Origin of the sequence: Cellulophaga algicola DSM 14237, from assembly GCF_000186265.1 — a bacterium.
Lineage (GTDB): Bacteria > Bacteroidota > Bacteroidia > Flavobacteriales > Flavobacteriaceae > Cellulophaga > Cellulophaga algicola.
In genome coordinates this window covers 2381376-2407644 of sequence record NC_014934.1, presented here as the reverse complement: position 1 = coordinate 2407644, position 26269 = coordinate 2381376, and the positions used below count along the sequence as shown (strand labels likewise).

General features: G+C 33.6%; 28 protein-coding genes. 6 read left to right on the top strand and 22 right to left on the bottom strand.

Features of this window, described 5'->3' with window-relative positions; all coding sequences use genetic code 11:
- Window positions 1–34: 34 nt before the first annotated feature.
- Together CELAL_RS10440 and CELAL_RS10435 are read right to left on the bottom strand one after the other, a co-directional pair.
- On the bottom strand, window positions 35–766 hold the full coding sequence (locus CELAL_RS10440) for a LytR/AlgR family response regulator transcription factor (RefSeq protein WP_013550875.1): 732 nt from the start codon (window positions 764–766) through the stop codon (window positions 35–37).
- Window positions 767–792: 26 nt separating this feature from the next.
- Window positions 793–2994, bottom strand: coding sequence for a histidine kinase (locus CELAL_RS10435; protein WP_013550874.1), 2202 nt, complete (start codon window positions 2992–2994; stop codon window positions 793–795).
- Between the two features lie 217 nt (window positions 2995–3211).
- Between CELAL_RS10435 and CELAL_RS10430 the strand changes: the two genes are divergently transcribed.
- The gene (locus tag CELAL_RS10430; RefSeq protein ID WP_013550873.1) at window positions 3212–4414 is read left to right on the top strand and encodes a VWA domain-containing protein; all 1203 of its coding nucleotides are present in this window, start codon (window positions 3212–3214) and stop codon (window positions 4412–4414) included.
- A 75-nt stretch (window positions 4415–4489) separates the two neighbouring features.
- On the opposite strand, the gene CELAL_RS10425 is transcribed toward CELAL_RS10430, so the two are convergent.
- Window positions 4490–5506: a PorP/SprF family type IX secretion system membrane protein gene (locus CELAL_RS10425; RefSeq protein WP_013550872.1), complete on the bottom strand. Its 1017-nt coding sequence runs from the start codon at window positions 5504–5506 to the stop codon at window positions 4490–4492.
- A gap of 127 nt (window positions 5507–5633) precedes the next feature.
- Here CELAL_RS10425 and CELAL_RS10420 point away from each other — a divergent pair, with 127 nt between their 5' ends.
- The 3 genes from CELAL_RS10420 (at window position 5634) to CELAL_RS10410 (ending at window position 7833) form a co-directional block, all read left to right on the top strand.
- Complete coding sequence (locus CELAL_RS10420; protein ID WP_013550871.1) at window positions 5634–6536, top strand: NifU family protein; 903 nt, start codon at window positions 5634–5636, stop codon at window positions 6534–6536.
- A 90-nt stretch (window positions 6537–6626) separates the two neighbouring features.
- Complete coding sequence (locus CELAL_RS10415) at window positions 6627–6827, top strand: dodecin family protein (RefSeq protein WP_013550870.1); 201 nt, start codon at window positions 6627–6629, stop codon at window positions 6825–6827.
- A gap of 187 nt (window positions 6828–7014) precedes the next feature.
- Entirely contained in the window at window positions 7015–7833 is an 819-nt protein-coding gene (locus CELAL_RS10410) for a mechanosensitive ion channel family protein (RefSeq protein ID WP_013550869.1), read from the top strand.
- Between the two features lie 2 nt (window positions 7834–7835).
- Here the strand turns inward: CELAL_RS10410 and tsaB are convergent, their stop codons facing one another.
- The 17 genes from tsaB to cyoE form a co-directional block, all read right to left on the bottom strand.
- A complete protein-coding gene (gene tsaB, locus CELAL_RS10405) occupies window positions 7836–8513 on the bottom strand; it encodes a tRNA (adenosine(37)-N6)-threonylcarbamoyltransferase complex dimerization subunit type 1 TsaB (protein WP_013550868.1) in 678 nt (225 codons plus the stop codon).
- Between the two features lie 96 nt (window positions 8514–8609).
- Complete coding sequence (locus CELAL_RS10400; RefSeq protein WP_013550867.1) at window positions 8610–9959, bottom strand: TolC family protein; 1350 nt, start codon at window positions 9957–9959, stop codon at window positions 8610–8612.
- A gap of 38 nt (window positions 9960–9997) precedes the next feature.
- Window positions 9998–11128, bottom strand: a complete 1131-nt coding sequence (locus CELAL_RS10395) for an efflux RND transporter periplasmic adaptor subunit (RefSeq protein WP_013550866.1) — start codon at window positions 11126–11128, stop codon at window positions 9998–10000.
- Between the two features lie 35 nt (window positions 11129–11163).
- The gene (locus CELAL_RS10390; RefSeq protein WP_013550865.1) at window positions 11164–12426 is read right to left on the bottom strand and encodes an ABC transporter permease; all 1263 of its coding nucleotides are present in this window, start codon (window positions 12424–12426) and stop codon (window positions 11164–11166) included.
- Window position 12427: 1 nt separating this feature from the next.
- Window positions 12428–13657: an ABC transporter permease gene (locus CELAL_RS10385; protein WP_013550864.1), complete on the bottom strand. Its 1230-nt coding sequence runs from the start codon at window positions 13655–13657 to the stop codon at window positions 12428–12430.
- Window positions 13650–14351, bottom strand: a complete 702-nt coding sequence (locus tag CELAL_RS10380) for an ABC transporter ATP-binding protein (RefSeq protein ID WP_013550863.1) — start codon at window positions 14349–14351, stop codon at window positions 13650–13652. The genes CELAL_RS10385 and CELAL_RS10380 overlap by 8 nt, the downstream gene beginning before the upstream one ends.
- A 154-nt stretch (window positions 14352–14505) precedes the next feature.
- Complete coding sequence (locus tag CELAL_RS10375) at window positions 14506–15618, bottom strand: efflux RND transporter periplasmic adaptor subunit (protein WP_041558088.1); 1113 nt, start codon at window positions 15616–15618, stop codon at window positions 14506–14508.
- A gap of 31 nt (window positions 15619–15649) precedes the next feature.
- Window positions 15650–16909: an ABC transporter permease gene (locus tag CELAL_RS10370; protein ID WP_013550861.1), complete on the bottom strand. Its 1260-nt coding sequence runs from the start codon at window positions 16907–16909 to the stop codon at window positions 15650–15652.
- An 11-nt stretch (window positions 16910–16920) separates the two neighbouring features.
- Window positions 16921–18168 (bottom strand): ABC transporter permease, encoded by a 1248-nt coding sequence (locus tag CELAL_RS10365; protein WP_013550860.1) that lies wholly within the window; start codon window positions 18166–18168, stop codon window positions 16921–16923.
- A 107-nt stretch (window positions 18169–18275) separates the two neighbouring features.
- Window positions 18276–18524, bottom strand: a complete 249-nt coding sequence (locus tag CELAL_RS10360) for a hypothetical protein (RefSeq protein WP_013550859.1) — start codon at window positions 18522–18524, stop codon at window positions 18276–18278.
- Window positions 18514–19047: a DUF420 domain-containing protein gene (locus CELAL_RS10355; RefSeq protein WP_041557691.1), complete on the bottom strand. Its 534-nt coding sequence runs from the start codon at window positions 19045–19047 to the stop codon at window positions 18514–18516. Before CELAL_RS10355 ends, CELAL_RS10360 begins: the two co-directional genes overlap by 11 nt.
- Complete coding sequence (locus CELAL_RS10350; protein WP_013550857.1) at window positions 19047–19778, bottom strand: SCO family protein; 732 nt, start codon at window positions 19776–19778, stop codon at window positions 19047–19049. Before CELAL_RS10350 ends, CELAL_RS10355 begins: the two co-directional genes overlap by 1 nt.
- Window positions 19778–20410 (bottom strand): hypothetical protein, encoded by a 633-nt coding sequence (locus tag CELAL_RS10345; protein WP_013550856.1) that lies wholly within the window; start codon window positions 20408–20410, stop codon window positions 19778–19780. The genes CELAL_RS10350 and CELAL_RS10345 overlap by 1 nt, the downstream gene beginning before the upstream one ends.
- 75 nt (window positions 20411–20485) lie before the next feature.
- Window positions 20486–20869, bottom strand: a complete 384-nt coding sequence (locus CELAL_RS10340) for a cytochrome C oxidase subunit IV family protein (RefSeq protein ID WP_013550855.1) — start codon at window positions 20867–20869, stop codon at window positions 20486–20488.
- Window positions 20870–20920: 51 nt separating this feature from the next.
- On the bottom strand, window positions 20921–21898 hold the full coding sequence (locus tag CELAL_RS10335) for a cytochrome c oxidase subunit 3 (protein ID WP_013550854.1): 978 nt from the start codon (window positions 21896–21898) through the stop codon (window positions 20921–20923).
- A gap of 149 nt (window positions 21899–22047) precedes the next feature.
- Entirely contained in the window at window positions 22048–22629 is a 582-nt protein-coding gene (locus CELAL_RS10330; protein WP_013550853.1) for a cytochrome c oxidase subunit 3, read from the bottom strand.
- Between the two features lie 7 nt (window positions 22630–22636).
- Complete coding sequence (cyoE, locus tag CELAL_RS10325) at window positions 22637–23536, bottom strand: heme o synthase (RefSeq protein WP_013550852.1); 900 nt, start codon at window positions 23534–23536, stop codon at window positions 22637–22639.
- 129 nt (window positions 23537–23665) lie between these two features.
- Here cyoE and CELAL_RS21500 point away from each other — a divergent pair, with 129 nt between their 5' ends.
- The gene (locus CELAL_RS21500) at window positions 23666–23992 is read left to right on the top strand and encodes a hypothetical protein (RefSeq protein WP_052303993.1); all 327 of its coding nucleotides are present in this window, start codon (window positions 23666–23668) and stop codon (window positions 23990–23992) included.
- Window positions 23993–24160: 168 nt separating this feature from the next.
- Complete coding sequence (locus tag CELAL_RS21495; RefSeq protein WP_148229669.1) at window positions 24161–24460, top strand: MBL fold metallo-hydrolase; 300 nt, start codon at window positions 24161–24163, stop codon at window positions 24458–24460.
- 157 nt (window positions 24461–24617) lie between these two features.
- On the opposite strand, the gene CELAL_RS10315 is transcribed toward CELAL_RS21495, so the two are convergent.
- Window positions 24618–25415 (bottom strand): energy transducer TonB, encoded by a 798-nt coding sequence (locus CELAL_RS10315; RefSeq protein ID WP_013550851.1) that lies wholly within the window; start codon window positions 25413–25415, stop codon window positions 24618–24620.
- Window positions 25416–25519: 104 nt separating this feature from the next.
- Window positions 25520–26239 carry an energy transducer TonB gene (locus CELAL_RS10310; RefSeq protein WP_013550850.1) on the bottom strand — a complete coding sequence of 240 codons (720 nt, stop codon included), beginning with the start codon at window positions 26237–26239 and terminating at the stop codon, window positions 25520–25522.
- Window positions 26240–26269: the final 30 nt, after the last annotated feature.

Sequence of the window (26269 nt, the reverse complement as noted above, 5' to 3'; positions counted from 1 at the left end):
ACTAATTATTTATTACTGATTAAAATATAAATACCTATTCAAAATAGGCTAATAAATCTTTCTTTTTAGAAGCCGAAACTAACAACTCCTTACCATTAGAAAGCACAACGCTACCTCCTTTTCCTTTGACATATTTTACAATTTCATTTACATTTACCACATAAGATTTATGAATTCTAGCAAAAGAGAAATCTGACAGTGCTTCTTCAAAATATTTTAAAGTTTTACTCACGACTATTCTTTTGTCCTTTACATAAATCTCCGTATAATTATCATCTGCTTTGCAATACATAATATCTGAGACATTTAAAATTTGAAAACCATCTTGTTGCGGAATTGTTATTTTGCCCTCCACCGCATTCAACTTTGGCTTTAAAATCTTATCTTCTAATGCATTTTCTTTTTGACGGATTTCCATGACATAATCTACCGCTTTAATCAATTCATCGATACTAATAGGCTTCATTAAATAATATGCCGCATGGTTATTTAGCGCATCTAAAGCATAATTATTATACGCCGTAACAAATACAGTTTCAAATGTTCTCTCTGGCACTTGCTCTAATAAATCAAAGGCATTACCAAAGGGCATTTCTACGTCTAAAAAAACCAGATCTAATTGGTTTTTTTCGATTAAATCTAAACCTTCTTTTATCGTTGACGCTTCTCCAACAAGAGTTACATTTGGGCAATATTTAGCTAAATAATTACGTAAAATTTCTCTACTATTGGCTTCATCTTCTACCAGAATTGCTTTCAATTTCATACTCCTATTTTATAAATTGATTCTTGCTATTGTTCTTTATTCAACGAAAAAGAGACTTGTGTGCCTGTCCCGTCCTCCTTATAATCAGAAATGACTACATCTACTTTATCCTTATACATATCATTAAGAATATCGATTCTCTTTTTAATATTGCCCATACCTTTGGACTTTTGTTTTTTCTGATTATTTGTTTTTAATTCGGTAGATTTTTTACGTCCAATACCATTATCTATAATTGTTATTTCGATGCTATTCTTAGTTATATTTTTAACCGATATCTTTAAAAAACCTTTTTCATCTTTATACCGAAGGCCATGCCAAATGGCATTTTCAATATAAGGTTGCAATAGCATAGGAGGAATTTGATAAGCAGCAATATCGATCTCTTCATCAATTTTTATTTCATAATCAAATTTATCTGCAAACCGAGAATGTTCTAGTTTTGTATAAAGTTCCAGTAATTCTATTTCTTTAGTTAATGGAATAAAATCTTCTTCTGAATTTTCTAAAACAGCACGCATCAGGGTAGAAAAATCACTTAAATACCTATTCGCACTTCTCTCATCGCTTTTAGCAATATAATTATTTACAGAGTTTAGCGCATTAAAAATAAAATGCGGATTCATTTGTGATCGCAAAGATTTTAGAGCCAATAAATTGTTTGCTAATTTTTGCTGCTTATTACTGCGGTAGAAAAAGTATGTGGTTAAGCCTAATAATAGCATTCCAAAAACAAGCGAATAGATTAACCATTTTTGACGTTCTACTAATTGCTCACTCGTCAACACCAAATCATATTTACTTTGGTACAATTCCCTTTCTTTTTCTAATCCCGAAATTCTATTCTGTTTTGTTGCTATCTCTCTATTTAAGCGGGTTGCCCTAGAAATCTCTTGTTCCTTTCGCACATATAACGTATCTACAATACTTACATACTCTTGATACGTTTCTAACGCTTTATTAAAATCTCCTTGATACTTATACACTTCAGAAAGCTTTCTTGTAGCGTCTTTTTGAACCACTAAATCATCATCAACGCTAGCTTCATCAATACTCTCTATTAAATAGGGTATTGCTTGATCGTATTTCTGCTGAGATAATAATGCATTTCCTATTTTATATTTAATACGTTGCGATGAAATAGAATCAGAACCTGTATTTACCCCTGAGGTTTTTGCTACTTTTTTCTGAGGTGAGTTCAGCACTTTTAAATCTTCTAAACTCTTTTTTCGGAGGCTAACTTCTTTATCATATTCATTTCTCTTATTGTAAAAATCGGCCACTTTCTCTTTTTCCTGAACCGCTCTTTGTGGCGCTTCATTCTTAGACAATTCTAGTGAATTATCATAATAAACTTCTGCTTCTTCTAGTTGATTATCATCAGCATAGGCATCGGCAATTTTAGAGTTTAAATCTGTTATTTTAGGCGTTATAGATTTCTTTTTGGCCAAGTTTAGTCCTAAAGAATAATTTTCAATAGCTTTATCTGTAGCACCTAAACCTTTATTAGCATCTCCCAAGCCCTCATATACTTGTGCTTTTTGATAACTTGTAAGCGAAGATTTTTTAGCTAGGGCTAGAAATATAGATTGCGCACTTACATACTCATTATTAGCCAAATAACTTTGTGCCAGCAACAACTCCGTCTTAACAGTATCTGAAGCTAATAGGGCTTCTTTAAAGCTATTTACCGCTAAATCATATTGTTTGTGATAGTGATATATCTCCCCTAAAGTAGTGTATGATTTTGACAGTAAATCCTTGTCGCCTTCTCTACCTATTTGTACGATTGCTTTTGTAACGAAATCAATACTATTTTCAATATCTGTTTTTTTATAATAGTTTGCTGAATCTAATAATTGCTGAATAGATGTGGAGCTTCTACTTTTTGATGCTACCTTAGACGCTTTACTTTCAGGGGTGTAATCTCTTACGCGAACATCTACATCCTCTGAGCTTTTTACGATATGTGTTACCGTTTCAAAGGCAAAACTCTCAAACATCAACTCATCTCCAATAATTGCTTTAATTTTAAATTCTCCCAAACCATTGGTCACCGTATAACTCCCACTACTAGTAGTTACTGTAACACCAGATATTGGCTCTCTATTTTCTTCACCTTTTACAGAACCCTTTATCTCAAAACTAGACCTTTGGCTTTGCGCTTGAGAAAAAGCTACAAAACAAAACAAGAGAAACGTAAAAAATAGGTGCAGTCTTTTATTCATTATGCATTAAATAGAGGATAAACTTAGTTGTTTTTCATGGTATTAAAAAATGCTAAAATTATTGATTCCCATAAAATTAACCCTGATAAGTAGGCTTTACAAATTTGGCAACTAACTTCCCTCATTGAAACAACCACTTTACTCATTGTTTGTTTTATCTAAAAAAGTTTGCGGCTAGTTTTACGAACGGAATAAAACAATATAAACTTAAGCAAACATGAAAAATATTAAAAAAATTATCGGGATAAGCTTTCTAGCGCTCAGCGTTACAGCAATGAGTGCCTGTGAAATGATCGAAAAAAAAGACGTTACAGCGCCCGTTATGGCGCAAGCAACTACGAACGAACACAAACACATAAACAATACGGTTAAAATTGCGTTACTATTAGATACTAGCAATAGTATGGACGGACTTATTGACCAAGCTAAAGCACAATTATGGGACATCGTAAACAAATTTGCGTATGTAAAGGCACGTTGCGGTAATGATACAAACCACGATTACATAAGACCAAATTTAGAGATTGCCCTTTACCAATACGGAAATGATTACTTAGCGTCACAAGAAGGGTACATTCAACAAGTACTAGGGTTTAGCGGAGATTTGGATGAAATTTCAGAAAAACTATTTTCTTTAAGCACTAATGGTGGCGAAGAATACTGCGGGCAAGTAATACAAACCTCCTTAAATCAATTAGATTGGGGTAAAAATGCTGATAACCTAAAAATGATATTCATTGCAGGGAACGAACCTTTTACCCAAGGTAAATTAAATTATAAAGATGCGGTAACTAACGCAAAAGAAAAAGATGTAGTCATCAATACTATTTTTTGTGGCGAGTACCAACAAGGCGTATCTAGCCAATGGAAAAACGGTGCAATTTTAACCGGTGGCGATTATATGGCTATTGATCATAACAAACATATTGTACATATAGATACCCCATATGATGCAGATATTGTAAAGCTAAATTCTAAATTAAACCATACCTATATTGCTTATGGTAGTTTAGGAAAAGCTAAACTGCAAAAGCAATATGCACAAGATAATAATGCTATGGAAGTAGAAGAAGCTGTAGCGGTAAAAAGAGCCGTGAGTAAAAGTTCTAGATTATATAACAATGCCACTTGGGATTTGGTTGATGCAGCAGATGACGAAGAGTTTGACACCTCTAAATTAGAAAAAGAACAGTTACCTGTAGAATTAAAAAATAAATCAGATAAAGAAATTGAAAATTACATTGGTATTAAAAAAGAAGAACGTACTGCTATACAATTGCAAATTCAAGAATTAAATAAAAAACGTGAGTTGTTTATTACAAAAAATCAAATAGGTGAAAATCAAGGAGGACTTGAAAATGCAATGTTATCTGCAATAAAAAAACAAGCTGAACTGAAAAATTACAAATGGGATAACTAAACAGAGCTCCCGTAAAAAGCAAAAATCCTGTAGCCAAAACTACAGGATTTTCTATAAATTATTTGTTATTATATTTTAATAATTAACTGCAGGACATTTACAATCAAATCTTTTTTCTGTTTGCAAAAAGTCATACCCTAAGGTAATCTGATGAAAACCACCATTATCAAAACGAATATCTCCCATTTGATAAGAATAATTATAAGACACCATAAAATTCTTATAGTTTACGCCAACTATTGGTGTAATTAACTGTAAACGTTGTTCACCAAAATCGTCTGTAGTAGCATACTGCGCTCCATCAAAACTTCTTCGGTAAGAAATACCGCCCCATACTTTACCAAAATCTACGTCTTTATACACCTTAGCATTAAAATCCATTGATTTTTCTTGGGTAAAATCTGTCATTTGAAACATTACAGAAGGCTCTAGTTGCCAATCACTACGACCAAAAAGATACCCTACAGAAAACAAATATCGTCTTAGGTTATCTACTTCTGGCACTTGAGGGTTATCCGTTCTATCTTTATAATATAAATTACGCTTACTACTCATCACGTTTAAAATGGATGCATGTGCATAGAATTCTAAATAATTATAAGACATTCCTAAATCTGCATTAAAGTAAGTAGCACTTATTCTAGACCCTACAATTGCAGGATCTGGCGTTACTGACCTAAACTCCGTTTCATCTAAACTACTCTGTAACATAGTACCACTTAGTCCAAAAGAAAGCTGATTTAAAGTACGTCCATCACCACCAAATTTTAAGTGGTGCGCGTAGGTAAATTTAACACCCGTCTGTGAGTGATAACCATTTGCATCATTAAAAATTATAGCGCCTACGCCACTTTTTTCACTTACTCTAAAATGTGCATTTAAAGTTTGCAAATTAGGGGCATCATCAACACTAAACCATTGTTTTCTAGCTGTAAGTCTAACTTTACCACCTTCTCCTATACCGGCCATAGAAGGATGAACTAAATAATAATTATCCGATAAGTAATCAAAATAAACAGGGATGCCTTCTTGAGCCTTAGTTGGGGCTACAAAAATTAGCAGGAGTAGTACTGAAAAATAAATCCTTTTCATTTAAATGTTTAAAGAGTGGTGTGTTCTAGTTTTTCTAAATATAAAGTATAACGATATAAATACAACATTATTATATATAGCTATAGTGGCAATTACTTTGTATTTTTGCTCCTAAAATAAAATTAAGATGAAAGAGTTTACGATAACTATTGTAGAAACTAATAATCCGGCCATACTTAAGTTCGATACGAACCACTTTATCACCAAAAGCAATAACTACGAATATAAAGATATTGATGAAGCTAAAAACTCACCACTAGCACAACAATTATTTTATTTGCCCTTTGTAAAAACTGTTTATATCTCTGCTAACTTTATTGCCTTAGAGCGTTTTAGCATTGTAGAATGGGATGATGTTAAAGATGAAGTTGCTCAGCAATTAGTAGAATATTTAAATAGCGGAGAACCCGTTATTTTCGAAGATAAAGACCCTAAAAAAGTACCTGCAACAGTATACGCAGAAAGCACTCCTAATCCTGCTGTGATGAAGTTTGTTTCTAATAAAACAATTGTACCTACGGCTTTTGAATTTAAAAATATTGACGAAGCTAAAGATTCAGAATTAGCAAAGAAATTATTTCATTTTCCTTTTGTAAAAGAAGTTTTCTTTGATGAGAATTATGCATCTGTTACTAAATATGAAGTTGCAGACTGGAATGAAGTGACCTTTGATATTAGAGAATTAATTAGAAATTTCATAGCCGATGGACTTGAAGTGGTTTCTGCCGAAAGTGTGGTAAAGAAAAAAGCTGAAGCCCCAAAAACACAACTTCAAGATGCAAACCTTGATGATACTTCTAAAAAAATAATTGATATTTTAGAAGAGTATGTGAAGCCCGCTGTTGCTAGTGATGGTGGTAACATCATGTTTAAATCATACGATAAAGAGACTAAAACTGTAAATGTTATTTTGCAAGGTGCTTGTAGCGGTTGCCCTTCGTCTACGTATACTTTAAAAAACGGAATAGAAAGCATGCTTAAAAATATGATGGCAGATCACGTTGAGAATGTTGTAGCTATTAACGGCTAAAACTTACGCTGTTAAATATTTTTCCTACATATATTCGTCATTCGATTTGAAATTTCTTACTTTTAAAGAAACACAAAATTAAAAATCATTATGGCAATTTTAAAAGTAATTGAAGTATTAGCAAATTCAGAAAAAAGCTGGGAAGACGCAACAAGAAAAGCAGTATCTCAAGCATCAAAAAGCGTTAAAAACATACGCTCTGTTTATGTTAACGAACAAAGTGCTTCTGTGGAAGACGGTGACGTAAAAGAGTTTAGAGTAAATGTAAAAATCACTTTTGAAATAAAGTAATTTGTTTTATTCTATAAAGTACTAAAAGCGCATTGTATGCGCTTTTTTTATGCTTTAAAATTAGAATAACCGTATAAGTGACGCTAATAATACAACTTTTGCCGTAATCCAATAATACGATAGGATATTAGTTTTAGATGAAGTTCCTTTGCGGTGAAAAGAATGTAGAATAGAATTAAAAAATTACATGGAGAAACTTACAGATTATCAAGAACATGTTGACAATGCAATAAAATGGATTTGGGGAGCACTTCCTAATTTAATTCTTGCTGTGTTAATCTTTATAGTTGGTTTATGGCTTATTAAAGTGGTTAATAAAATGGTTCGTAAATTCTTTATAAAGCAAGATTACGACCCATCCTTAGAAAGCTTCTTACAAAGCCTTATAAGCATAGGGTTAAAAATAACCTTATTTGTACTTGTTATTACCCAATTAGGCGTACAATCTTCTTCTTTGGTGGCTATAATTGGTGCTGCTGGTCTTGCTATTGGTTTAGCATTACAAGGATCACTAGCTAATTTTGCTGGAGGCGTACTTATCTTAATTTTTAAACCTTTTAAGGTTGGCGATTTTATCGCTGCTCAAGGAGTAGATGGTACCGTGAAAGAAATATCAATATTTACGACAAAATTAAGCACATTCGGGAATCAAATTGTTATTGTTCCTAACGGTCAATTATCTAATAACAACATTACCAATTACAATGCGCAAGATACTCGTAGAGATAAAATTTCTATTGGAATAGGATATGGTTCAGATTTAAAAAAGGCAAAAGAAATCCTTTTAAAAATTTGTGCAGATTATGAAACTATCTTCAAAGATCCAGCTCCAGTAGTTTATGTGGATGAATTGGCAGAAAGCTCTGTAAATCTTACGTTGCGTTTTTGGGCCAACAACTCAGATTTCTGGGAAGCACACTTCTATGTAATGGAGGAAACTAAACTTAGATTTGATGCGGAAGGAATTGAAATTCCATTCCCACAAGTAGTACAATACAATAAATAACGCTAAGCCTTTTTCTTCTTTAATACGATAAAGTCTTTTAAATAATAAGGTTCAAAGTAGGCAACATTTTCAAGGTTGTTTTCTTTGAACTTTTTATTAGAGAGCATTGCCATTTCTTTTGCTGAAGGCACAACCGTAGTTTCAAAACTAAAATTAGCGTGCGTTAAAGTCTCTTTACATTTTTGAGCTCCACTCCCTAAAATTAGCACCTTACCTTTTTCCGCGTAATCACGGAATGAATTTTCATCAATTACCTCTGCTTTGGTTTCTCTAATTTCTTCTAAATCATGATTGAAAACGGAAGAATACACTTCCATACGGCGGGCATCTAAAACAGGTATTACAAAACTTACATCATTAACATGGGCCTGATAAGCCATACTTTCCAATGTTGGTATAGAAATTAAAGGAAGGTCAAGTGCAAAACATAATCCTTTTGCTGCAGAAACACCTATACGCAAGCCTGTATAAGAACCAGGACCCTTACTTACCGCTATAGCATCTAAATCTTTTAGATTCAGCGACGCTATTTGCAAAACTTCTTCTATAAATATATGTAGTTGCTCTGCATGAGAATAAGCCGCGCTGTCAAACTCTTTAATTGCTAAAAGCGCTCCATTTTCAGCTATGCTCACAGAACAATTTGTCGTAGCCGTTTCTAAGTTTAATAATATTGCCATAATACTTGCAAAGATACATGCAACAACCAAATTTAAAACAAAAAAAAAGATCCATAATGAATTATGAATCTTATAGTATCGTGTTTCGTTTACCTTCTAATCTAATGTAATTGGCATTCCAAAATAAAATTCTAATACTTTAAGTCTAAAAATATAATCATATTTTGTTCGTATCAATTGTGCTTCTGCGTCATCTACCCTAGATTGTGCTTGGCTATAATCAAACGAGTTCATTAAACCTACATCAAAACGTTCCTTAGAATATTCAAAGGCTAAACGTCTTGCTTCAACGGTTTTTTCTGCCGCTTCAAAGGCCTTAGCAAAACTTTTTACATCCACATATGCTTGATTAATTGTGGTTTCTAGAGCTAACTTATCTTGCTCTAACTGATTCTTTGCTCTGTCAATACCAATTTTTGATCGTTTGATATTATTCTTTACTGTAAAGCCATTAAAAATAGGAATATTTAATTGTGCTCCATAAGAAATACCATCATTGATCCATAATTGGTCTTTAAAACTATCTCTAAAAAACTGACCAGAACCGGCATCAAACTGCTGTTGGCTAGAGTATCTAGTATTATAATTAAAGAAAGCTCCCAAAGTAGGTAACAAAGCTCCTTTGCTTATTTTTAAATCTTTTTCTGCTATAGCTACATTCATCTCTGATAATTTAATATCATTTCTAAAGATCAATGCCTTGTCATATATCGTTTTTGGAGAATTAGTCAATACTTCTGATGGCGGAATTTCAAAAGATTCATCGACAATATCAAAATTCTCATATGCGGTAATTTGTAGCAACTGTGCTAAATTAATTTTAGAGATTATGATTGAATTTTCTGCATTTACTATTTGTTGCTCTTGTGTTGCTGCTGTTGCTTCAACTTCTAATAAATCTCCACGAGCTACAACACCAGCATCTACTAACTCTTTCGTACGCTTTAAATCTTGTTGCGTCACTGCATACTGTGCATTAAATACATGTAAAGATTCTTTGTTAGACAATACTTGCAAATAAGCATTGGCTACATTTAAACGAATATCATCTTTTAAATTATCTAAACGGTACTGACTAGAAATAGCATTCAACTTAGCTCTATTGTACCGGTGTAAGTTCCTGAGTCCGTCAAACAAGGTTACGTTAGAAGAGAACCCTCCACTAGCTGTAAAAATAGTCGTGGTTACTGCTTGGTTTGTGGTAGGATCAAAAGAAAGACCTGTATTCCCGGAAACAGAACTTGATGCGTTTAAATTAGGTAAAAAATCTCCTAAGGCATCCGATTTTTCTAGCTGAACATTTTGCAAGTCCAACTCAAATTGTTCTATAGTCAAGTTATTCTCTACAGCATATTCCACACATTCTTGAAGTGTCCATTTTTTAGATTGTCCTGTCGCGATTCCTACTGTGCACAAGAATACTATTAGTATACTATTAAATTTCATGCGATTTATTTTTTGATTGTTACGTGATTGATGATGGTTTATTCTTTCGACTCCTCTTCTTCAACATTCTTTTTTATAGGCTCCGTTTTATTCCAAATTTTCACTTGATCCTCTTCCGTAATTCCAGAAAGTATTTCTACATTAACACCGTCTGATATTCCTATTTCAATATCTTTTCTTTCAAACTTTTGATCTCCAACTGAAACCTCTACATAAGGTTTATCCGTATCCTTATCAAACTGCAATAATGCCTCAGGGATAACCAACACATCCTTCTTACTCTCCAAAACTAAGGATGCATTTGCACTATACCCGGCTCTAATTAAGATATCATCTTCAACAGCAACATCTCCTTCTATTTTAAACTGAACAGCCCCAGATTCTTCCACTCCCTTTGGTGCAATAAAGCGAAGTTTTGCATTAAACGTTTTACCCTCTAAAGCTCCCAAGCTTATTTCTAATGGAGAACCTACTTTTAATTTTGCTACCTCTCCTTCATCAACCTTACCCTCAAAAATCATTTTACTCAAATCTGCAATAGTTGCAATGGTGGTACCATCATTAAAATTATTACTTTGTATGACTTGATCTCCCTCTTTTACCGGTATTTCTAAAATTGTACCTGAAACCGTAGCCCTAATATTTGTATTTGCCGTAGAAGAGCCACCCGCAGAACCTTTTCTGATAATTTGATAATCTGCCTGGGCATTACCCAACTCCTGCTGTGCTTGATTGTATTGTAATTGCAACGTATTAAAATCTTGACTAGAAATAACGCCTTTATCAAAAAGCACTTTATTACGATCAAACTCAATTTTAGTATTATTTAAGGCTAATTGTGCATTTTTAACTCTTCCTCCTGCTTGATTCATGGATTGCTCATTGGGAACAACTTTTATTTTCGCAATAAGATCACCAGCTTTTACTTTAGCGCCTTCTTTTAAATAAACCTCTTCTATAATTCCAGAAATTTGAGGCTTTATTTCGATTTCATCTTCAGGAATTACTTTACCAGTAGCCACCGTTTTTTTCTCTACGTTAGAAATAAATGGTTTTTGGGTATCATAGGTAATGGATGATTTTTTATTGGTTCGAATAAAAAACATTGCAGCCCACAAAGCAGCTAACACTAATAGACCTAATACTACGTATTTTATTACTTTTTTCATTTGATGATATATTTACTTTTTATGTTGGTTTTACTTTATTCTTCTCTTAATGCATCAATCGGTTTAATACTCACTGCTCTTTGTGCTGGTATTAACCCTATTAAAGTTCCTAAAATTATCATTATTGCCAAGGCACCTAAAACATAAGGTATGGGCAGTGTAGGGTTGGTATACGGTAAATCTGTATCCTTTGTAAAAATATCGACTATCTTTAAAACACCCGCTCCCAATATTATTCCTAAAACGCCCGCTACCACTGTTAAGAAAACAGACTCTAATATGATCTGATTTCTTACCTCGGCTGGAGTAGCTCCTAGAGCTCTTCTTACTCCTAGCTCTTTGGTTCGCTCTTTAACGGAGATCAGTAATATATTACCAATACTAATAACACCTGCTAAGATTGTCGCTATTCCTACAATCAGAGACAAGAAGGTTAACCCCTTTGCAAAACCTGTAATTCTATTAAATATCTCACCTAAGTTAAATGCTCCAAAGGCTCTATCATCCTTAGGGTTTACATTATGAATACTTTTCAAAACACTTTTAACATCTTCCTCTGCCTTAACCACATCTGCATCATCATACGCAGCAATAGTTAACCAGCTCACATCTTCGCCAGTATTGTATAATTTCCTAAATGTAGTATAAGGAATGTAAATATCTGTATCACTCTCAAATCCGCCACCAGGAACAAACTTATGCACCCCAATTATTTGAAAATAAATATTATCTACTCGTATATAAGAACCTATCGGATTTTCTTCTTCTTCAAACAATTCTTGTTGGGTTCTTTCACCGATTACTGCTACTTTTCGAGCTTGATCTATATCTCTATCATTAATAAATCTACCGCCATCATAAATCTTTTTAGTAGCAATTTTAGTATAAACAGGATAATCGCCATACACCGGAGAAGAGCTAGATTTCATTCCACGGACTACAATGGCTGGTTCGCCATCAAAAACACCTTTAGCATTACGGGGTGCTATATATTCTATTTCCGGAAGTCTATTTTTTAAGGTTGCCACATCAGACAGCTTTAACTGCAACTGACGATCTGTTTTGTAGCCTTCATAAGGCATACTTGTACTTTGTGCCCAAACAAACATGCTGTTCATCGCCACACTCTCAAAGGCTCTTTCAAAACCATTGTCTAAGCCTTTTGCCGCACCAGCCAAAGCGATGTATATAAATATCCCCCAAAGCACACCAACTATGGTAATGGCTGTTCTAGTTTTATTTTTCCCAATAGAACCAAAAATCTCTTGCCAAGTATTACTATCAAAAATAAATTTCATATTACTCGTCTCTTAATGCTACAATTGGTTTAATTCTTGCTGCTTTTCTTGCGGGCACATATCCTGCTATAGCACCACATACAATTAATATAATCGTCGCAAAAATGGCAACTCCCATATCTATATAAGGATCCGTTATAAAATATGCATCTAATGATTTCCCTAAAGAAGTGAGCACTCCTATCCCTATCATCATTCCGATAAAACCAGAGATCGTTGTAATAAATACGGATTCTAAAAGAATGGTTCCTATGACAGATTTTGGTGTGGCTCCCAGTGCTTTACGGATACCTAGCTCCTTAGTTCTTTCCTTTACCACAAAAACCATTATATTACTTATCCCTATTATACCTGCAATTATAGTCCCAAAAGCAACCAAGGAAACAATCCATTGTAAGACCACTGCTAGCTGTTGATTTTGCTTTAGTTGATCTGCCACATTACGAACAAATATTCCATTTTGGTCTTTAGGACTTATAAACTTTTTACTTCTTAAATATTTTTCCAAACTTACTTGAAAAGCCATAGCTCCTGCATACCCTATCTGTGGTTTAAACCCAATAACAATCTGATCTATTTTATCTGTATTCTTTTCAATAAGTTGCCTTGTTGTATAGGGTATATAAATTTTTCTTTCTTCATTATCGCCGCCATCATCCTGAAATACACCAACAACTTTAAAAGAACTACCTGTAATATCAATAAACTCTCCTATCGGATTTTTACTTTTAAATAAATCTTTAGCTACAAGACGCCCTATAATAGCAATTTTTGTTTTTTTCTCTATATCATTTTCGTTGATATAACGACCAAACATTATAATTGTTTTTTCGTTTAATTGATGTGATGGCCCTACCGCTTGCGTTGTGTAATTATTAGATTCATTATTGTATTTAACCAAACCTCCCCGAGATATTCTTGGGGTTATATACTCCAAAAACATTGGGAAATTTTTTTTGATATCTTTTAAATCGCCATTATCAAATTCTATACTTCTATTGGCTTTGTACCCTTGATACGGAACTGTAGTTCTCCCCGGAAATACAAAAAAAACATTGGTAGCATCATCACCAAAAAATTTATTAAAGGTATTTGTAAGTCCATTTCCAAACCCAAACAGAACTACAAAAATAAATATACCGATAGCCACAGTAAACCCAGATAAAAAAGTTCGGAGTTTATTTTTCTGAATGGTTTCAAATATTTCTTGCCAATTGTCTCTATTAAACATATTGCGATGCTCTTACTTGCTCAATTTTTTTATCTTCTACAATAACTCCATCTTTTAAATGCACAATACGCTTACACATATCTGCAATGTCTGGTTCATGAGTTACAATAAGAATGGTATTTCCTGCGTCGTTTATTTTCTGAATTAGATCCATCACCTCATACGAGGTTTTACTATCTAGTGCTCCCGTAGGTTCATCTGCTAATAATACTTTTGGTTCTGCTGCCATGGCCCTTGCAATTGCCACACGCTGTTTTTGACCACCAGAAAGTTCACTTGGTAAATGTGTAGCCCATTCTTTAAGACCTACACGTTCTAAATACTTTAAAGCTTTTTCGTGACGCTCTTTTCTACCTACTTTTTGATAGTATAAGGGTAAAGCAACATTCTCTGCTGCAGTTTTGTAATTGATAAGATTAAAAGATTGAAAAATAAATCCTAAAAACTTATTACGGTATTGTGCCGCTTTTGTTTCATTAAGATTTTTAATAGGAACACCATCTAAGGTATATGAACCTTCATCTAGCTCATCTAACATTCCTAAAATATTTAATAAAGTAGATTTACCAGAACCTGAAGAACCCATAATAGCAACTAGTTCTCCTTCTTCTACTGAAAAATTTATTCCCTTTAATACATGCAAGGAATTACTTCCCATTTTATATGATTTGTGAAGATTTTTAATTTCAATCATGGTAGTTTTGTTAGTTGTTTGGGTTTTTACTCCGTCAGTTAGACATCATTGATTAGTTTGTGTTACAGAATGAAGTCTAAATATTATGTTAAAATTTACTTAGTATAAAAATCATAGTACGCACTATTAAACTCAAATAGGTCATATTATAAATTTAGTCCTCATTTTCTTCTTCTTCAATCTTATTCCACACTTTTATTTTATCAGTTAAACTTAGACCTGATTTTACCTCTACATTAATACCATCACTAATTCCTAGCACAATATCCTTGCGTTCAAATTCTTGTTCTCCTGTACTAATTTCTACAAAAGGCTTTTTGGTAGCATCATCATATTGCACCAAGGCCTCTTTAATAGAAATTACACTGTCTACTTTCGCTAAAATAATAGACGCGTTTGCACTTAGTCCTGCACGTATAAAAATAGAATCTTGCTTTTTTAAAGTTCCTTTAATTTCAAATTGTATAGCACCATTTTCTGCCTTTCCTTTAGGTGCTATATAATCTAATACTGCTGGAAAAATTGTATTTTCAATAGCTCCTACTGTAATTTCTAATGGTAAATTCTCTTTTACCTTGCCTACTTCTGACTCATCTATCTTACCTTCAAAAATCATTTTATCTACATCTGCAATTGCCGCTATAGTAGTACCTTCATTAAAATTATTACTTTCAATCACTTGGTTACCAACTTCTACAGGAACTTCTAACACCATTCCGCTAACTGTTGCCCTAATAAGCGTATTGGCAGCATTACCAAAACCTTTGGTAGTACCCGTTTTTGCAATATCGTATCTTTTATTAGCAGCGCCATAAGATTGCCTGGCTTGATCAAAAGAAACCTCTGCCCGTTCTAAATCTACTTTAGAAATCACCCCTTTTTCAAATAATGTTTTTTGGCGATCTAAATTTCTTTTTTGATCATCTAATCCAATTCTAGCACCATCAATAGAATTGCGCGCATCATTTAAAGCATTTAAATTAGGAACTATTTTAATTTTAGCTAACAAATCTCCAGATTTCACATAGTCTCCTCCTTCTACATAGATCTCCTCAATAACTCCTGAAATATTAGGTTTTATAAGCACTTCTTCTAAAGGCAGAATACTCCCTGTAGCCACCGTTTTTTTAATTATGGTTTGCTTCGTAGGGGTTTCCGTTTCATAGGTGATAGGGTTTTCTGCATTTTTTTGATATAAATAATACATAGCGCCTCCTAAGCAAACGACTATTAAACCTAAAATAATAATGGTTACTCGTTTTTTCATGTGTTCGTTTTTTGATTGATGATTTATTGTTTTATTCTGCTCTAAGAGCATCGATTGGTTTTACTTTTATTGCACTTTGTGCAGGAATGAAACCGGCTAACAAGCCTGATATGATTAATATTAACAAGGCGATAAGCACCACACCTATACTAACGCTAGGGTTTACAAACATATCTACAGGCCCTACCGCATCTAACAATGAATTTATTCCGAAAATAAATAAGGCTCCAAAAATGATACCTGCCATTCCGGATATGATGGTTAAAAAGATAGATTCCATAAGAATCTGCACTTTTATAGACCAAGGATCTTCACCAAGTGCACGCCGGATTCCAATTTCTTTTGTCCGTTCTTTAACCACAATTAACATGATATTGCTCACCCCTATAATTCCAGAAATTAACACTAATATCCCTACAAAATAGGCGATTAAGCGCATCGCAATAAATAAGCTTTCTACTCGATTGTATTGTTCATACAAATCAAAATTACCAATAGCTCTATTATCGTCTGGATGTATCTTTCGATTCTTTTTCATTAAGGTGATGATTCCGTCTTTTAAGCTTGTAATTGACGCTCCGTCTTTAGCGGTAATTGCCATCCAACCTACATCATTACCTTTATTAAATGCTTGTGAGAATGATGAGAAGGGTACATAAATTTCTTTTTGTCCTTCTTCTCCATCGCCATCATTATTTTTTTTCTTGTAGGTACCAACCACCATAAAATTGACTCCTTGAATTTTTATAAAGGAACCTAATACGGCTTCTTCCTTTTCAAATAAGGTAGATTTTACACCTTGTCCTATAATCGCAATTTTACGTTTTTCAATAATATCAGAATGATTTATAAAACGACCAGAAGTAATGGTCATAGGGTCTTGCTTGATAATTTCCGGATAATCACCATACACATTAAATGCACCCACTTTTATTCCGCGAATAACATTATTACCTCCTTGAAACCCATCTAATCTATTGCGTGGAGAAACAAAACGAAGCTCTTTAATGTTTTCCTTTAATGAAGAAACATCTTCAATTTTAAATTCAAAACGTCTTCCTTTTGGCAAGCCTTTATATTCTTTTGAAGTAGCTTGAGACCACATAAACATAGTATTCGTAGCAATATCACCAAAACCACTCTTAATACCGTTTTCTAAGCCCTTTCCTGCCGCTAAGAGAATAATTAGAATAAGAATTCCCCAAAAAACACCAAATGCGGTAAGAATAGTCCTGAACATATTACTTGTCAGCACTTCTATAATCTCTCTCCAACGATCTCTATTAAACATCTAGTTTTTATTTATTCGTCTCGTAATGCATCAATGGTATGTATACTTGCTGCGCGCCATGCAGGAAAAAAGCCTGCTACTGCACCAGCAACAACAAGAAGCAAAACAGTAGCCATAGCCACATTAAAATCTACAGAAGGATTTACAATATAATCTACCTCTATATTGGGGCCAATAATTTCTAACAACCCCATGCTAAAAATAAGACCTGTAAAACCCGAAATTGCAGTAACAAAAACAGACTCGTGCAGGATCATCCCAATAATGGACCAAGGTTTTGCCCCCAAAGCTTTACGAATTCCTATTTCTTTTGTTCTTTCTTTTACTACAATTAGCATAATATTACTGACTCCAACAACACCCGCAATAATGGTACAAAGACCAACAAACCAAAAGAAAAGTTTAATATTACCTGTTAATGAATAGAATCTTTTTGCATTCTCCATTTGGTTGTTTATTCCTATACCCCCTTCATCATCGGGAGCTATAGAATGTGCTTGCCTTAAATAGGTGTCAATTTCAGCTTTTAAGTGCACAGATTGTTGTACCGCCTGTTCAAAATTGGCGACTGGTGGTGATGAAAAAACAAGATTGTCTAATTTATCTGAACCGTTAAATACTTTTTGAGAAGTTGAGATTGGAATAAAAATACGGTTCTCCTCCCGATCACCTGCTTTATCCTTATATACCCCTATAATCTTAAATAGGATGTTAGAAATTTTTATATACTCCCCTATTGGGCTATCTATGGCATCAAAAGCCTCTCTCTTAATTTTAGCACTTATTACGGCTACTTTGGTTACCTGAGATTCGTCTTGCCAATTTAGAAAACGGCCTTGCACCATATTCTGGTTCTCTAAAAATTGAGCATCCTTTGTAGTGCCCATTACTTGATAAATTAGCGCGTCATTTTTATACGTAGTGGTGACATCTCTTGGTAAATAGAACATGGTTTTATGTTCCAAGTTTAAATCCATTTTATCTACTAGCGTAGTGTAATCTTCATTTCTAAATTGAATTTCTCTACCAGGATTAAGTCCTTTGTATGCATTTTGTGTAGTCTCTGTCCATATCCAAATGCTAGTGGCTGCATCACTTTCAAACTCTTTAGCAATACCATTTTGCATGCCTTGTCCAAAACCCAATAAAATAACAAGAATAAAAATACCTGAGGCCACAGATAGCCCTGTAAGAAATGTGCGTAATTTGTTTTTACGAATGGTGTCAAAAATCTCTTGCCATCTTTCTAAATCAAACATTTAGTAGCTTTTGGTTGGTTCGAGCTTTGGCAAAACTACCCGCTCAATACAATAGACTACTTATGAATGACTTTTGTTACACCAAAAAACTTAAAGTAATGTTAAAATTACACTTTAGGACTTTTCATCTTTCTATAAACGAAGAAAAAAAGCACTCCCACTAAGATATATGGAATAGCCATAAGATATACAATACCATCGTTAATCCCTTTGGCGGTAGTCATTCCTTCTTCACTTTCTAAAACGGCGCGGCACATTGCACATTGGGCATCAGCCAAATTAGGTGCCAAAAATAAAAGTAATACTAAGAATACAAATTTTTTATAGTTCATAAGTCCTTGGATATTAGTGCGCATAATAAGGAGAAATCATTAAGTATACCACCACTCCGGTAATAGCTACATAAAGCCATATCGGAAATGTAATTTTAGCAAACTTTCTATGAGCTTCAAATTTTTGTAAGTATGCTTTTGAAAACGTGATGAGTACTAAAGGAATAATTACCACCGAAAGAATTATATGGGTGATTAGAATAAATAAGTATACATATTTTATAAGACCTTCTCCTCCAAAACTAGTAGAATCTGAGGTCATATGATAAGCTACATACATTACTAAAAATGCCAATGACAAACCAATACAAGTCATCATGATTTGCTGATGTAGTTTTTTATTCCCATTTTTAATAGCAACTACAGCTACTATCAATAAAATTGCGGTAAGCCCATTAACCGAAGCATAAATTGGAGGCAAGAAACTTAATGGCGCTACATTAGGTAATTTAACACCAAACAAAATAACCACTACCAAAGGAATAACAATAGATACAATTGTTATTAGCCTATTAAACTTCTTTTCTTTTTGCTCAAGCTCATTCATCATTTCTCTTCCAGTAATTTTTGTATATCTTCTTTAAGTATTCCTATTTGTTCTTGCTCACCTTGATCATTTACGCCATCTTCTTCCGTGATTGTACCTCGATAATAGATCATTGGATTTCCAAAATCATCTACTCTTGATCTTATATACCCGTTTCTATCCACTAAGGCAAACATACCCGCATGCTCAAAACCGCCTGGAGCACTTGGAACTTCACTGGCAAAAATATTAAAACCTGAATTTGCTAAATCATAAATACCTTGCGCATCTCCTGTCATTAAATTCCAGTTTAAGTTGGTAACTCCGTACTTCTCTGCATATTCTTTTAACACCGTGGGTGTATCATAGGTTGGATTAATCGTAAAAGAAGCTACTCCAAAATCATCAAATTCTTTAAACTCACTTTGAATTTGAACCAAGTTTTGATTCATAATAGGACAAATTGATGGACAGGTTGTAAAGAAAAACTCTACCACATAAACTTTGCCTTTATAATCATTATTAGTAATTAACAGACTGTCCTGATTGACAAAGGCAAAATCTGGAACTTTTCTCTTCTCTCCGTTTATAACGATAAATGCTAAATTACCATTATTCATATCAATACTCATGCGATCGCTTTCAACAACAGTACCCTTATATACTCTATCTATTATTTTAGGAATAAAGATTATACCGAAAACTAGGATAATAAATGAAACCCAAATGTATGTGTATTTACTTTTTCCCATTAGATTTCTCTATTTGCGTTATTCTTTTTCAATGCCATTCTATATTCTGCTAATATAATACGAACATCGTCTATCATTTTATTGGTGAGCTCAGCTACAGAAGTAGCATCAAAACCATATATAGTTTTATGTTCTTCATCTTGATTACGACCACGGAGTGCAGCATCTTTATCTACAATAAAAACATATGGTGTGCTATAGCTTTCATCCAAACTTAAATCTGTATCAAGGCTATTGAAAATTAATTGAATTTGTTCTGGGCTAGCGAAAACAAATTTCCACTTATCTATTTCAGCAAGTCCTGAAAGTTCTTTTTGAAGTATTTTCACACTTTCTTCCGTGCCTTCTGGCATGATCATAACAAACTGAAAGTCGCTGAACTTATGAAAATCTTTATAAATTTTTTGATTCAGATTTAAAGCATTCCCCTTTTTAAAATCTACATCATTCCCTAAAAAACCTAGAATAGTAATTTTATTTTTGAAGGTAGTCGTACTATCTACTGTACTAACATCAAAAACTGTTTCCGTAAGTACAGGAAGCTTTCCAAAGTTATGAACTCCTGATGCAAAAAATAAATAAGCAACGATAGGAAGTACAAAAAGAACGATAAGTACAAATGCTTTTTTCATAACGTAGAATATTCTGCAAAAATAAAAAAAGACGGTCGTTAAACCGTCTTTTTGTGTGTTAAATAGTATTAAGAATTAGAAGTTCCATTTAATGAATCCCTCTTTATATACTTCATGAATATAATCTGCTTCAAATAGTAAAATAAAAATTAAATAGCAAACCAAAAATATCGGGGTCCAAACTATTGTTCTTCTCAATGCTACCTTTTCATCTCGAAGGTGCATAAAGTCCCAAGCAATATAATAGGCTTTTACTAAAGTAAGAATAATAAATAACCAGTTTAATAGGTGCATTCCTAAAAAGGAAGTCTCTACTAAAAAAGCAGGCCTGATAATTCCTAAGACAACTTCAATGGTCGTAATTATAGATAAAAAAATAAGTACTCCCCAGATTTTACTAATATTAGATTTAAACTTAACTAATCCTCTGAATATTTCTAATTTATGTTCGTGTGCCATTTTGTAATTTTTTTCTTTTAAATCCTTTAGGTGATGAAAAATTAATTTAAATTAAACCAAGTAGAAGAATGTGAATACAAATACCCAAACTAAATCTACAAAGTGCCAGTATAAACCAACTTTTTCTACCATTTCATAACTACGTCTTTTTTCATACGTACCTAATATCACATTAAAGAAAATAATAATATTTATTACTATTCCCGAGAATACGTGAAAACCATGAAAACCAGTAATAAAGAAGAAGAAATCTGCGAACAGTCTACTTCCATATTCATTATGAATTAAATTAGCACCTTCTACCACTTGTGAAGCTCCTAATAAATTCTTTAAAGAATCTTCTCTAGACAATACTGTTTTATGCCCTTCTTCATTTTTTAATTCTGTACGAACTAATAAATTAGGATTTGCTTTAAAACCTTCCACTACTTCATTAACAGTATAGGATGGTAAAGAACCTTCGTTCATAAACCAAATACCACTTTTATTTTCGTGTTGTGTTCGTTCTCCTGCTATTTCTTTAGAGAAATCTGCAATACCAACACGGTCACCCGTTTTAGCATCTACGAATTGTAATATTCTACCCCCTTTTGTTTCGATTGCTCCGTGGTCTCCTTTAATAAAAGTAGCCCATTCCCAACCTTGGGAACCAACGAATATAATACCTCCTATTATGGTTAAGAACATATACCAGGTAACTCTATTTTTTTGCATTTTATGACCTGCATCAACAGCTAGCACCATTGTTACAGAAGACATAATTAATACAAAGGTCATAAAAGCAACATAAATCATCGGAAAATTCCCATGAAAAAACGGTACGTGTGTAAAAACTTCATCAGCAATTGGCCAAGTTTCTATAAATTTAAATCTTGAGAAGCCATATGCTGCAAGAAAACCAGAGAATGTTAAAGCATCTGACATGATGAAAAACCACATCATCATTTTTCCATAACTCGCACCTAGTGGTTTATTACCACCACCACTCCATACATTTTGTTCCTCACCCGTTGTTACCGTAGTATCCATAAATATATTATCGCGTTAATAAAATTTTCACAAATTTACATTTTTTTTAACCAAACAAAATTTTTGGTTTTAAAAAATTCAAAAAATCTATATTTCTTTATATTCTTTTAGCTAATTGCCAAATATTAAACCGTTTATACGTGTTTTTATTACTTAAAAAAGTAAAAAAATAGCATTAAATACACCCAAAGTAAATCTAAGAAGTGCCAAAACGTTGCCCCTAACTCTATACCTAACAGATTTTCAGGCGAATATTTACCCTTAAGTTGGTTCGTAATAACCACTAATAAGGAAATTAATCCTGCAACAACATGTAAGATATGCACCATTGCAATTAGGAAAATATAAGAAGTAGTTACACTACTAGATTCTCCTGTAAAATAAAATCCCTGCGCTACAATTTCAGAAAAACCACGAAATTGTAAGAGTATAAAAATCACCCCTAAAACCAAAGTCGTTATCAAAAAACTGGTACATAAAGAAGATTTATTTCCCCGCATAGCCATCTTTGCCAGGATAAATGTTAGACTACTTAAGATTAACACCCCTGTACTTATAAAGAAAATACCTGGTAATTGAAAATCAGTTAACCAATCTTCACGAGTACTACTAACAATGTAAGCACTGGTCCAACCCGCAAAGGTCATTAGTAAACTAACAATACCAAACCAGAGCATCATTTTCTTTGCCCTTCCAGTTTTCTGTTCTATTGTTCCTTCTGTTAAATCCATTTAATTCTTATAAAAATTTATCTACCACATACACTATTTGCATGAGCGTAATATAACTAACACTCGCTAGCATTAATTTTTTTGCAGAAGCATTGTCTTGTCTTTCATACAATCTAAAAGCATATACTAACATCACCATTCCTAGTATAAAAATTATAATTGCGGCAGGTATTGAAAGCGTCAAAGCACCTGTTATTCCAAAAACTGGAATAATAGATACAACAATCATCCAAATAGTATACATGATAATTTGCAAAACAGTTTTCCTATCTTTTTTCCCAGTAGGCAACATTTTAAAGCCTCCTCTTTTGTAATCTTCATCAAGCATCCACCCCAAGGCCCAAAAATGCGGGAACTGCCAAAAGAATTGAATCATAAATAATGTCCCTGGCTCAATACCAAACTCATCTGTTGCCGCTACCCAACCTAACATAAAAGGAATTGCACCTGGAATTGCACCGACAAAAACAGCTAAAGGTGTTTTTGTTTTTAAAGGAGTGTAGGCACTTGTATATAAAAAGATAGAGATAGCCCCAAACATCGCAGTTTTAGGATTCAATATATACAATGTAGCAATACCTATAATCGTTAATATCACTGCAATTACTGAGGCCGTGCGTACGGATAATCTTCCTGCTGCAATAGGCCTATCCTTAGTCCTATTCATGAGTGCATCAAGATCTTTTTCTATAATCTGATTGAATGTATTTGAAGCACCAACCATACAATACCCACCAAAGGCAAGCAGCAGTATTGGATATAACTGGATTTCTGGAGCACCTAATAAATAGCCCGCAATAGCAGAAAAAACAACACTTATAGAAAGTCTTGCTTTAGTAATTTCTTTAAAATCAGCAAAAATATGGGATTGAGTCCCTTCTTTTACCGAGCTTACTGCCGTTTTCATTCGGAATTTTTATTGGAGTGCAAAGATAAGTCCAGAATGCTATTTGTGCAACGAAAATGATATGTTTATGTTATATTTATAAATGATATACGACTAATTCACAAATAATTAAATTAAAAATAGCCGTACGTGCAATGTCTTAAATTTTTCGCACTTAAAATTCTTTTATTTTCCGCTATTTTAATCACTAAAGCCCAAGAAACTGAAGTTCAGATTATTCCAGAAAAACTAAGCGACAATTTATTTATGCTCACCGGACAAGGTGGTAATATCAGTATTTTCAGTAGGGAAGATCACATATTTATGATTGATAATCCGTTTAAGCCTTTGAGCAAACCATTAAAAGAGACTTTCGCGATCTTAGCCCTAATCCAATTTCAATCGTATACAACCCACCTATGCACGGAGACCACACAAGGGGAAATGCAAATTTCAATTCAAAAGAAATTACTTTAGCTCTCAAGACAATGTTAGAAAGGGCCTACGTAAAACTAATTCAAAGAAACTAGAAGCTAACGAAATAGATCGCGAACTTTATAATAAAATGTTACCCGAAATAACGTTCTCTGAAAATATCACCCCCCCATATCGGAGAACAAACCGTATTGGCCTTTCACATACACAATGCAGATACAGATAGTGATACTATATTTCACGAAAAACAATGTACTACACATGGGCGATACGTATTTTTCGATGCGCTACCCTTACATAGATTTAAAAAGCGGCGCTAGCGTTCACGGTTACATAGAAGCTCATAAAAGAGCATTGCTTTTAATTGATGAACACACTAAAATTATCCCTGGTCACGGCACCTCTTCAAACAAAAAAGAACTCGAGACTAATGTATTGATGCTCGAAAACACCCAAAACAGTGTTTTAAAGGCTATTAAAGATGAGAAAACTCTTGAAGGCGTTATATAGCTGACATAACAATTTCAAGTAAATATGCAAGAGCTATGGCGGCGGATTCATCAATCCAAAAAGCATAGGAGCTACCTTCTACACCGGCTTAAAATTAAAAAAGTGCTTGTGGTGTTTACACACACCACAAGCACTTTTTTTTCGTTTCAAAACTAAATTATTGTAGCTGAAAGTTAATAGGAATACTAAAAGAAACCTTTACAGGTTGTAAACGCTGCATTCCAGGCTTCATTTGCGGTAGCTTATCTATAATCCGAGCTGCTTCTTTTTCTAGAATCTTAGCTGGCCCTTTTAACCTTACATCTTCTATGTTGCCATCTTTACCAATAGTGAACATTACATACACCTTACCCTGGGTATGCGTCTCTACAGCAACTTCTGGGTATCTAAAATTCTTTAAGATGTGCTTTTGCATACTTTCTTCAAAACACGTTTTTCTTTCTGATTTAGCAACCGACTCACACCCAGGAAACACCGGAACATCCTCTAGAGTTACAAATGTAAAAACCTCCTCTACAATAGGCTTTACTACAATAATATCACTCGGCTTAAGATTAGGTTGCGCTACAGGCTCACTTTTAAACTCCTTACTATCTGGAACTTTAAATTCGTCAGGAACTACTTGAAGGGTTTGAGGTGCTACTACCTTGTGTACCAATTCTGGCTTTGCTTCTGTTTTCTCTACCTCAAAATCTTTCAATTCTGGATACATTTCAATGGTTTCTACAATCTCTCCTGCTTGTACCACTTCTTGCGGCTGAAACTTATCAAAAGCAGTTTCTAACCCAAAATAAACGAGAAACATCGCCCCTATTAATCCAATTTGGAAATAGATAAAACTGTTTTTGCGTAGATTTGCTTCTTGCTTACTGCCTTTGGAGTTTGCAGACTTGTACGTTTCACTGCTATTCTCATTGGCGTGAGAACCTGCAGCACTTGTGTTACTTTTTTTCATAATAGTACATATTTATGTTGTTACTATTATGTTAAAACAAGAAACGTACCAAAAAAAAATCCAGAACCTAGGTTCTGGATTTTTACTTATAAAAAATATTTTTTTTACTGTAATTTAAATGTAATTGGAATACTAAAAGGTACTCTCACAGCTCTACCCCTTTGCTTACCAGGAGTCATTTTTGGTAATTTTGCGATAATTCTTGCAGCTTCTGCTTCTAAATTTTTATCTGGACCACGCATTCTAACACTACCAATACTACCATCTTTTTGAATCACGAACATAACGTTCACTTTTCCTTGAACACCCATTTCTTGAGAAATTTCAGGGTATCTAAAGTTTTTATTGATATGCTTAAACATCATCTTTTGGAAACAATCTCTTAAAGCATTTGCTCCTTTACTTTTTTCACTTTCACATCCTGGAAAAATTGGAACATCTTCAATAACAGAGAAAGGTATATCTAAATCTTCTTCAACTTCAGCAACTTCAATTTCAGCAACTTCAGCAACTTCAGTTTCTTCGTTTGCTTCTGTATCTTTCATAACTGTTTCTGGAACATCAGCTTCATCTTCTACAACTTGAATAATTTCTGGTGCAGCTGGTGGTGGTGGAGGTGGTGGTGTTTTAATTTGTTCTGTCATTGGAACTTCCTCATCTAACATATCATCTATATTCTGAGAAAGGTCATAATTTGTAACGTCATCGTATTTTTTGTACTCCAAGGCCTGCCAAGTGATAAGCATCACTAGCGCAAGTCCTGCTACGAAAAAAAGACCACTATTTCTACCAATATCCGCCTTTGGATTCTTCTTTAATTCCATAATTCAAAAATTTATCGTGAGCTAATTTAA

Coding starts and splice junctions, on each gene's coding strand:
- CELAL_RS10440 (WP_013550875.1), bottom strand. CDS start 766: ATGAAATTGAAAGCAATTCTGGTAGAAGATGAAGCCAATAGTAGAGAA.
- CELAL_RS10435 (WP_013550874.1), bottom strand. CDS start 2,994: ATGAATAAAAGACTGCACCTATTTTTTACGTTTCTCTTGTTTTGTTTT.
- CELAL_RS10430 (WP_013550873.1), top strand. CDS start 3,212: ATGAAAAATATTAAAAAAATTATCGGGATAAGCTTTCTAGCGCTCAGC.
- CELAL_RS10425 (WP_013550872.1), bottom strand. CDS start 5,506: ATGAAAAGGATTTATTTTTCAGTACTACTCCTGCTAATTTTTGTAGCC.
- CELAL_RS10420 (WP_013550871.1), top strand. CDS start 5,634: ATGAAAGAGTTTACGATAACTATTGTAGAAACTAATAATCCGGCCATA.
- CELAL_RS10415 (WP_013550870.1), top strand. CDS start 6,627: ATGGCAATTTTAAAAGTAATTGAAGTATTAGCAAATTCAGAAAAAAGC.
- CELAL_RS10410 (WP_013550869.1), top strand. CDS start 7,015: ATGGAGAAACTTACAGATTATCAAGAACATGTTGACAATGCAATAAAA.
- tsaB (WP_013550868.1), bottom strand. CDS start 8,513: ATGGCAATATTATTAAACTTAGAAACGGCTACGACAAATTGTTCTGTG.
- CELAL_RS10400 (WP_013550867.1), bottom strand. CDS start 9,959: ATGAAATTTAATAGTATACTAATAGTATTCTTGTGCACAGTAGGAATC.
- CELAL_RS10395 (WP_013550866.1), bottom strand. CDS start 11,128: ATGAAAAAAGTAATAAAATACGTAGTATTAGGTCTATTAGTGTTAGCT.
- CELAL_RS10390 (WP_013550865.1), bottom strand. CDS start 12,426: ATGAAATTTATTTTTGATAGTAATACTTGGCAAGAGATTTTTGGTTCT.
- CELAL_RS10385 (WP_013550864.1), bottom strand. CDS start 13,657: ATGTTTAATAGAGACAATTGGCAAGAAATATTTGAAACCATTCAGAAA.
- CELAL_RS10380 (WP_013550863.1), bottom strand. CDS start 14,351: ATGATTGAAATTAAAAATCTTCACAAATCATATAAAATGGGAAGTAAT.
- CELAL_RS10375 (WP_041558088.1), bottom strand. CDS start 15,618: ATGAAAAAACGAGTAACCATTATTATTTTAGGTTTAATAGTCGTTTGC.
- CELAL_RS10370 (WP_013550861.1), bottom strand. CDS start 16,909: ATGTTTAATAGAGATCGTTGGAGAGAGATTATAGAAGTGCTGACAAGT.
- CELAL_RS10365 (WP_013550860.1), bottom strand. CDS start 18,168: ATGTTTGATTTAGAAAGATGGCAAGAGATTTTTGACACCATTCGTAAA.
- CELAL_RS10360 (WP_013550859.1), bottom strand. CDS start 18,524: ATGCGCACTAATATCCAAGGACTTATGAACTATAAAAAATTTGTATTC.
- CELAL_RS10355 (WP_041557691.1), bottom strand. CDS start 19,047: ATGAATGAGCTTGAGCAAAAAGAAAAGAAGTTTAATAGGCTAATAACA.
- CELAL_RS10350 (WP_013550857.1), bottom strand. CDS start 19,778: ATGGGAAAAAGTAAATACACATACATTTGGGTTTCATTTATTATCCTA.
- CELAL_RS10345 (WP_013550856.1), bottom strand. CDS start 20,410: ATGAAAAAAGCATTTGTACTTATCGTTCTTTTTGTACTTCCTATCGTT.
- CELAL_RS10340 (WP_013550855.1), bottom strand. CDS start 20,869: ATGGCACACGAACATAAATTAGAAATATTCAGAGGATTAGTTAAGTTT.
- CELAL_RS10335 (WP_013550854.1), bottom strand. CDS start 21,898: ATGGATACTACGGTAACAACGGGTGAGGAACAAAATGTATGGAGTGGT.
- CELAL_RS10330 (WP_013550853.1), bottom strand. CDS start 22,629: ATGGATTTAACAGAAGGAACAATAGAACAGAAAACTGGAAGGGCAAAG.
- cyoE (WP_013550852.1), bottom strand. CDS start 23,536: ATGAAAACGGCAGTAAGCTCGGTAAAAGAAGGGACTCAATCCCATATT.
- CELAL_RS21495 (WP_148229669.1), top strand. CDS start 24,161: ATGCAGATACAGATAGTGATACTATATTTCACGAAAAACAATGTACTA.
- CELAL_RS10315 (WP_013550851.1), bottom strand. CDS start 25,415: ATGAAAAAAAGTAACACAAGTGCTGCAGGTTCTCACGCCAATGAGAAT.
- CELAL_RS10310 (WP_013550850.1), bottom strand. CDS start 26,239: ATGGAATTAAAGAAGAATCCAAAGGCGGATATTGGTAGAAATAGTGGT.